A 6,801-nucleotide genomic window follows, 5' to 3' on the forward strand; every position below is an offset into this window, starting at 1 on the left:
GCGTTAGCGGCCGGTGCCGCCGTAAACAGTTGCCTCGTCGTCGGAATCCAGATCAAAGGCCCGGTGGACAGCGCGCACGGCGACGTCCAGCAGATCTGCCCGGGTCACAACGGAGATGCGGATCTCGGAGGTGGAGATCAGATCGATGTTCACGCCGGCGTCGGACAGAGCCTGGAAGAAGCGGTAGGAAACGCCCGGGTTCGAGCGCATGCCCGCACCAATCAGCGAGAGCTTGCCGATCTGGTCGTCATAGATCAGGTCCTCGAAGCCGACGTCGTCCTGCTTGGCGCGCAGGGCATTGAGCGCATCTTCGCCCTCCACCATGGGCAGCGTGAAGGAGATGTCCGTCTTGCCGGAGCCCTTGGTGGAAATGTTCTGCACAATCATGTCAATGTTTGAATGTGCGCCGGCGATGATGCCGAAGATCATCGCAGCCTTACCGGGGATGTCGGGGACACCAACAACGGTGACTTTAGCTTCTGACCGGTCGTGAGCCACGCCGGAGATGATTGGCTGCTCCAAAGCAACTCCTTCTGAGATCTTGATTTTGTCATCGGGGCTGGGCAGGACCCAGGTTCCCTCATTGTCGCTAAAGGATGACCGCACATGGATGGGCAGTCCAAAACGCCGAGCGTACTCCACACAACGAAGGTGCAAGACCTTGGCGCCTGAGGCCGCCATCTCCAGCATTTCCTCACTGGAGATCTTGTCAATCTTCTGGGCGTTCGGAACGACGCGCGGATCAGCTGTATAAATGCCGTCAACGTCGGTGTAAATCTCGCACACATCAGCGTCCAGAGCTGCGGCCAAGGCAACGGCAGTGGTGTCTGAGCCGCCGCGGCCCATGGTGGTGATCTCATGCGTTGTGCGGCTCATGCCCTGGAATCCGGCAACGATGGCAACCTTGCCCTTGTCCAGGGCCGTGCGTACGCGGTGCGGATCAACATCGATGATGCGGGCCTTGCCATGGATACCATCGGTAATCATGCCGGCCTGGCTGCCCGTGAAGGACTGGGCCACGCCGCCCTGTGCGCTGATGCCCATGGCCAACAGGGCCATGGAAATTCGCTCACCGGCGGTCATGAGCATGTCTAGCTCGCGGGCCGGGGGGTGCTCGGATACCTGTGCAGCCAGATCCAGCAGTTCATCGGTGGTGTCGCCCATGGCTGAAACCACCACGACCACTTCGTGGCCTGCTGCCTGGGTCCTGACAACCCGGCGGGCAACCCGCAGAATGCCCTCGGCGTTAGATACCGAGGAACCGCCGTATTTTTGAACAATCAGACTCATGGGTGCACACTCATTGACTTACCTAACGCAACACTAGGAAAAGGAAATTTGCTGCCGCTCGCGCCGGTGCCGCGCCGTCGCGCAGGGCCAGTGCGGCATCATCAGCGCGGAAGGCAGTTGAGGAAAGTTTAGCGTGGTGGCGCGTTAACAGGGAATTGATGTGTCCACATGTTGGTCAATGACGTCCACGCCCGTCACCAAAAAGCAATGAATATCAGACGGCAGGATGATGTTCTTCGTGCCCCGCGAGGCCTAGGCTGATGCCATGACCGTGTATGCGGGCCATCCGGGAGGGAACCATGACTGAGCACCAGCCAGCAGAGCAAGATTCACCGCGCCAGGATCAACCTCCCGGACTGACTGCCACGGGACTTTCCCGCAGCTTTGGTTCGGTCCACGCCGTCGTACATATGGATCTGCACGCCCCGGCAGGGCAGGTGACGGCGCTGATTGGGCCCAATGGCGCCGGCAAGACCACGCTATTGCTTATGTTGGCGTCGCTGCTGGCCCCGGATGCGGGAACCATCAGTGTCATGGGGATCGATCCGGTGACGAATCCCTCCGCGGCGCGGGCAAAGATCGGCTGGATGCCCGACACCTTGGGCGTCTGGGATGCCTTGACGGCACGGGAAATCCTGACCACCATGGGCAAGTTTTACCACCTGCCGGCAGCGCAGATTCCTGCCCGCGTGCAGGAATTGCTGGAGCTGGTGAACCTGACCTCCTTGGCTGATCAGAAAGCGCGGGTGCTCTCTCGAGGGCAGCAGCAGCGGCTGAGTTTGGCCAGGGCGCTGATCCACGATCCCGAGGTCCTGCTGCTGGATGAGCCCGCATCCGGACTTGACCCAGGGTCGCGAGTTGCGCTGCGCAGCATTCTGCGGACCTTGGCTGGCCGCGGAAAAGTGGTGCTAGTTTCCTCGCATGTTTTGGCCGAACTTGATGAAATTGCCGACGGCGCCGTGTTCGTCAACCAAGGACGTTCGGTACTGGCCCAATCCGTGGACCAGGCGGCCGGGCAGTGGCGGCGGTATTCGATAGCGGCACTTGATCCGGCCGTGCTGGCGGGCGCATTGGAGACCCTGGGTGTGGCATTTGCTGCTGGAACTTCTCGCCGGGACTCCGTGTCGGTATCTGTGGGGACCGAGGCGGACGCTGCACGGCTGCTGCGTGACTTGGTCCAGGCGGGTGTGGACGTAAGCTCCTTTGCACCGGCCACGGGAGCCTTGGAAGAGACCTACATGAGCATGAAGGTGGAACAGCCATGACCGTGAACCAGTATTCATCCGGCATCATTGCCGTGGTTGCCATGGAACTGCGGCAGCGGCTGCGTTCGCGTGGCTGGTACATCATGCTGATCATCTGGTTTGCGCTCATTGGGCTCGTGACCACATTGACCTGGTTTAGCTGGAACGCGCAGTACCGGTACCAAAATCAGTATGGTGGCATGGGCTCGGACATGGTTGTGCCGGGCCCGGGGCCGCTGATCTTTGAGGCAGTTTTGGCATTTGTGCTGCTCTTTGGCTTGCTCGTGGCGCCGGCGCTTTCGGCCAATGCCATCAGCGGGGATCGTGCAGCGGGAACCCTCGCCATTATGCAGGTGACCCTGTTGCAGCCCGGACAGATGTTGTGGGGAAAGTTCCTTGCCTCATGGATTGCTGCTCTGGCGTTCCTTGTTGTGAGCGTTCCGTTCCTGATCTTCGGGATTGCACAGGGTGGTCTGGGCGTGTGGCACATTCTGGTTGCCCTGCTCATGTTCGCCGTGGAGCTAGGTGTTGTGTGTGCCCTAGGTGTGGGGATTTCCGCGCTGGCCAACCGGCCCCTGTTTTCCATTGTGGTGACCTACTTGACCGTGGCCGCATTGACGTTTGGGACGCTCATTGCCTTTGGGCTGGGCATGATGCTCAGCAATGGCACCGTCCAAGCAAACGAGACGTACTACAAGGGCATCGAGATGTATCAGAAGGAGGGAGGCGTCGATGAGCCAGAGATCTATCCGTCGCCGTCCCTGCCCTCGGATATTACGGATGAAAACGACGAGTACGCCTGCTACGGGCCGCTAAGGGAGCAGTCGGCACAGCGCTCGGAGCGGGTGGCGTGGATGTTGAGCATGAATCCCTTTGTGGTGGTGGCAGATGCCATTCCCTATCCCGACCGAACCGACCAGGAGCAGATGTACGCTTCGACGGGGATGTTTGAATCCATCAGCCAGGGAGCTCGCTACGTCCAGGCGGGTCCCGACGCGACGTACCAGTGCGCCAACGGGAAGGTGTCCTCGCCGTACCTCGATAAGCAGGCGCCGTTGTGGCCCCTCGGGCTGGTCTTGCAGTTGCTCGTGACGGCCGGAATTCTCGGCCTGGGCTGGCGGGCCCTGCGCACGCCCGCCGGAAAGCTACCGAAGGGAACACGGGTGGCCTAGAACGGGTGGCTTAGAACCATGGCAACACGAAAATGCGCCCGCCCCCCATTAATGCGCCTCTTCTACGGGGCGCATTTTTGGGGGACGGGCGCATTTTCAGAACGGATCAGCGTCGGGTCTGGAAAACCGCCAGTTAGGCCACGGGCACCGAAGTCCGAGGCGCACGCATCAGGACCTCGTCGGCCGGGACCTGGCGGATAGCGCCTTTGTCGGCGCTCGTTGCCATGGACGCGTAAGCGCGCAAGGCTGCGGACACCTCGCGCACACGGCCCACCGGCTGGTAGCCAGTGGTGGTCTCCAGCAGCTCGCGCCGCTCATCCAGCTCGGCTTCACTGACCAGGAGTTCCATGGAACGGTTGGGGATGTCGATGCGGATGCGGTCCCCGTCCTGGACCAGGGCGATGGTGCCGCCGGCAGCCGCCTCGGGGGAGACGTGGCCAATGGAGAGACCGGAGGTTCCGCCGGAGAAGCGGCCGTCAGTGATGAGCGCACAGACCTTGCCCAGTCCCAGTCCCTTCAGGAACGAGGTGGGGTAGAGCATTTCCTGCATACCCGGGCCACCGCGGGGACCCTCGTAGCGAATAACGACCACGTCGCCGGCCTTGACGATCTTCGACAGGATCTTTTCAACGGCCTCATCCTGGGATTCGCAGACTACGGCGGGTCCCTCGAACGTCCAGATGGACTCGTCCACACCTGCGGTCTTCACCACAGCTCCGTCGAGCGCGATGTTGCCGCGCAACACACCCAAGCCGCCGTCCTTGGAGAAGGCATGCTCAACATCGCGCAGGCAGCCCTCTGCCGGGTCGGTGTCCAGAGAGGTCCACTCGGCAGACTGCGAGAACGCGGTGGAGGAGCGCTGGCCACCGGGAGCAGCGGTCCACAGAGCGTGAGCCTCGTCCGTGGCCTTGCCGCCGCGGATATCCCAGTCGTCGAGCCAATCCGTGAGGCCCTCGGAGTGGACCGACTTTACGTTGGTGTGGAGCAGGCCGCCACGGTTCAGCTCACCCAGCAGGGCGGGGATGCCGCCGGCGCGGTGCACGTCTTCCATGTAGAACGTCTTCTTGCCTGCAACGTTCGGGGCAACCTTGGCCAGGCACGGAACCTGGCGCGACTTGGCGTCAATGTCGTCCAGATCGTACTTCAGGCCGGCTTCCTGCGCTGCGGCGAGCAGGTGCAGGATCGTATTGGTGGAGCCGCCCATGGCAATATCCAAGGCCATGGCGTTGTCGAACGCTTCGAAGGAGGCGATCGAGCGCGGCAGTACGGAGGCGTCGTCGTCCTCGTAGTAACGCTTGGCAAGAGCGACGGCGGTGGCACCGGCACGCTCGTACAGGTCCTTACGCGCGGTGTGGGTTGCGAGCAGTGAGCCGTTGCCGGGCAGGGACAGGCCGATGGCTTCGGTGAGGCAGTTCATGGAGTTGGCCGTGAACATGCCCGAGCAGGAACCGCAGGTGGGGCAGGCGTTGTCCTCGATGAGGTCAATGTCGGCATCCGAAACCGAGGAATCCACGGCGTCGGAAATGGCGTTGACCAGGTCCAAGGAGCGGATGGAACCGTCGGTCATGGTGACGCGGCCGGCTTCCATGGGGCCACCGGACACAAACACGGTGGGGATGTTCAGACGCAGGGCGGCCATGAGCATGCCGGGGGTGATCTTGTCGCAGTTGGAGATACACACGAGCACATCGGCGCAGTGTGCGTTGACCATGTACTCCACGGAGTCGGCGATCAGGTCGCGGGAGGGCAGCGAGTAGAGCATGCCACCGTGGCCCATGGCGATGCCGTCATCCACGGCGATGGTGTTGAATTCGCGGGCGATGGCGCCGGCCTTGTGAATTGCGTCGGAGACGATGCGGCCCACGGGTGCGAGGTGGGTGTGGCCGGGGACGAACTCGGTGAAGGAGTTGGCGACGGCGACGATCGGCTTGCCGATGTCTGACTTGGCAACGCCGGAGGCCATCATGAGGGCGCGTGCGCCTGCCATGTTGCGGCCGTGGGTGACTGTGCGTGAACGTAATGGAGGCATAAGGCTAGTTAACCAGCATTCGGGCCCGCGATGAAAGACGGCGCTAATACTAGTAGTGGCAGTGCTAGATTTGTTCGCATGAATGAAGAACGACGGCGTGAGCTGGGCCAGTTTCTCCGTGATCGCCGCGCGGGGCTGGTACGGGCCGAACAGGGCTTGCCTCCTATTGGGCGCAGCCGCACCATGGGATTGCGGCGGGAGGAGATTGCGGCCTTCGCCGCCGTCAGCGTCACTTGGTACACGTGGCTGGAACAAGGGCGGGATATAAATGCCTCCCGCCAGGTACTTGAATCCATTGGCCGGGTCATGCGGCTCACCGCTGCCGAGCAGGCGTATGTGCTGGCGCTTGGCGGTCACGCTGTCGTGCCGGTGAGCGGACATGCCGCCATTGAATCTGTCCCGCCGCACTTGCAGGCGCTGCTGGACGCGGTGGATTTTCCGGCGTTCGCAGTGGCCCCGGACTGGGGGATCGCAGGGTGGAACATTGCTTACGAATACTTGTATTCGCGGATAGCCGAGGTGGCTCCTGCCGAGCGCAACCTGCTTTGGTTGGTCTTCACCGATCCGCAATTGCGCCAGATGCTGCCCGATTGGGACATCACCTCCCGGAACTTTGTGGCGGAATTCCGTGCCGAGGCCGGGCCGCGGCTGGGCTCGGCGGCGCACACGGCACTCGTGCAGAAATTGCAGGAGGCCAGTGCGGAATTTGCCAGTATTTGGGCCGAACACGTGGTGCTGAACTTTTCTTCACGGCAGCGAGTCTTTGTTCATCCCAGCGTGGGTGAGCTGACCTTTGACCAGCACCGCTTGGTGCCGTCCGATGTCCCGGATCTGCACTTTGTCATGTACGTTCCCACGGCCGGGACCCCCACACGGGAACGCCTGGCAGCCCTGGCGAAACCTGACGCTTCCATCCCGCGAAAGTACAGTTGACGTCGATGTTGACGCGGCAAAGTCAAGTGGTCGTAGCAACGCGGGGGTTATGCTGCTGTTTGCAGCAGCTGGTTGAGTCGGTTGGCAGGCGTCTCAAGGTTGAGGGTCGGGCGGGGCCGGCGGTTGAGTTTCG

Annotated in this window: 5 protein-coding genes; 3 read left to right on the plus strand and 2 right to left on the minus strand. The window is 62.1% G+C overall.

The annotated features are described in order from the left end of the window. Positions 1-3: 3 nt before the first annotated feature. Entirely contained in the window at positions 4-1,290 is a 1,287-nt protein-coding gene (locus ACP7B9_RS16380; RefSeq protein ID WP_425865024.1) for an aspartate kinase, read from the minus strand. Between the two features lie 299 nt (positions 1,291-1,589). On the opposite strand from ACP7B9_RS16380, the gene ACP7B9_RS16385 reads away from it, so the two are divergent. Then, on the plus strand, positions 1,590-2,555 hold the full coding sequence (locus ACP7B9_RS16385) for an ABC transporter ATP-binding protein (RefSeq protein WP_425865025.1): 966 nt from the start codon (positions 1,590-1,592) through the stop codon (positions 2,553-2,555). Continuing rightward, entirely contained in the window at positions 2,552-3,706 is a 1,155-nt protein-coding gene (locus ACP7B9_RS16390) for an ABC transporter permease (protein ID WP_425865026.1), read from the plus strand. Before ACP7B9_RS16385 ends, ACP7B9_RS16390 begins: the two co-directional genes overlap by 4 nt. Before the next feature lie 133 nt (positions 3,707-3,839). On the opposite strand, the gene ilvD is transcribed toward ACP7B9_RS16390, so the two are convergent. Continuing rightward, positions 3,840-5,735 (minus strand): dihydroxy-acid dehydratase, encoded by a 1,896-nt coding sequence (gene ilvD / locus ACP7B9_RS16395; RefSeq protein ID WP_425865027.1) that lies wholly within the window; start codon positions 5,733-5,735, stop codon positions 3,840-3,842. Between the two features lie 78 nt (positions 5,736-5,813). Between ilvD and ACP7B9_RS16400 the strand changes: the two genes are divergently transcribed. Beyond that, a complete protein-coding gene (locus ACP7B9_RS16400) occupies positions 5,814-6,668 on the plus strand; it encodes a helix-turn-helix transcriptional regulator (RefSeq protein ID WP_425865028.1) in 855 nt (284 codons plus the stop codon). The last annotated feature ends 133 nt before the right edge of the window (positions 6,669-6,801 follow it).

The sequence above is a fragment of the Arthrobacter sp. TWP1-1 genome (assembly GCF_049897845.1).
In the GTDB taxonomy this organism is placed as follows: domain Bacteria; phylum Actinomycetota; class Actinomycetes; order Actinomycetales; family Micrococcaceae; genus Specibacter.

Excerpts from the sequence above, each read along its gene's own strand:
- ACP7B9_RS16380 (WP_425865024.1), bottom strand. The coding sequence starts at position 1,290 with ATGAGTCTGATTGTTCAAAAATACGGCGGTTCCTCGGTATCTAACGCC.
- ACP7B9_RS16385 (WP_425865025.1), top strand. The coding sequence starts at position 1,590 with ATGACTGAGCACCAGCCAGCAGAGCAAGATTCACCGCGCCAGGATCAA.
- ACP7B9_RS16390 (WP_425865026.1), top strand. The coding sequence starts at position 2,552 with ATGACCGTGAACCAGTATTCATCCGGCATCATTGCCGTGGTTGCCATG.
- ilvD (WP_425865027.1), bottom strand. The coding sequence starts at position 5,735 with ATGCCTCCATTACGTTCACGCACAGTCACCCACGGCCGCAACATGGCA.
- ACP7B9_RS16400 (WP_425865028.1), top strand. The coding sequence starts at position 5,814 with ATGAATGAAGAACGACGGCGTGAGCTGGGCCAGTTTCTCCGTGATCGC.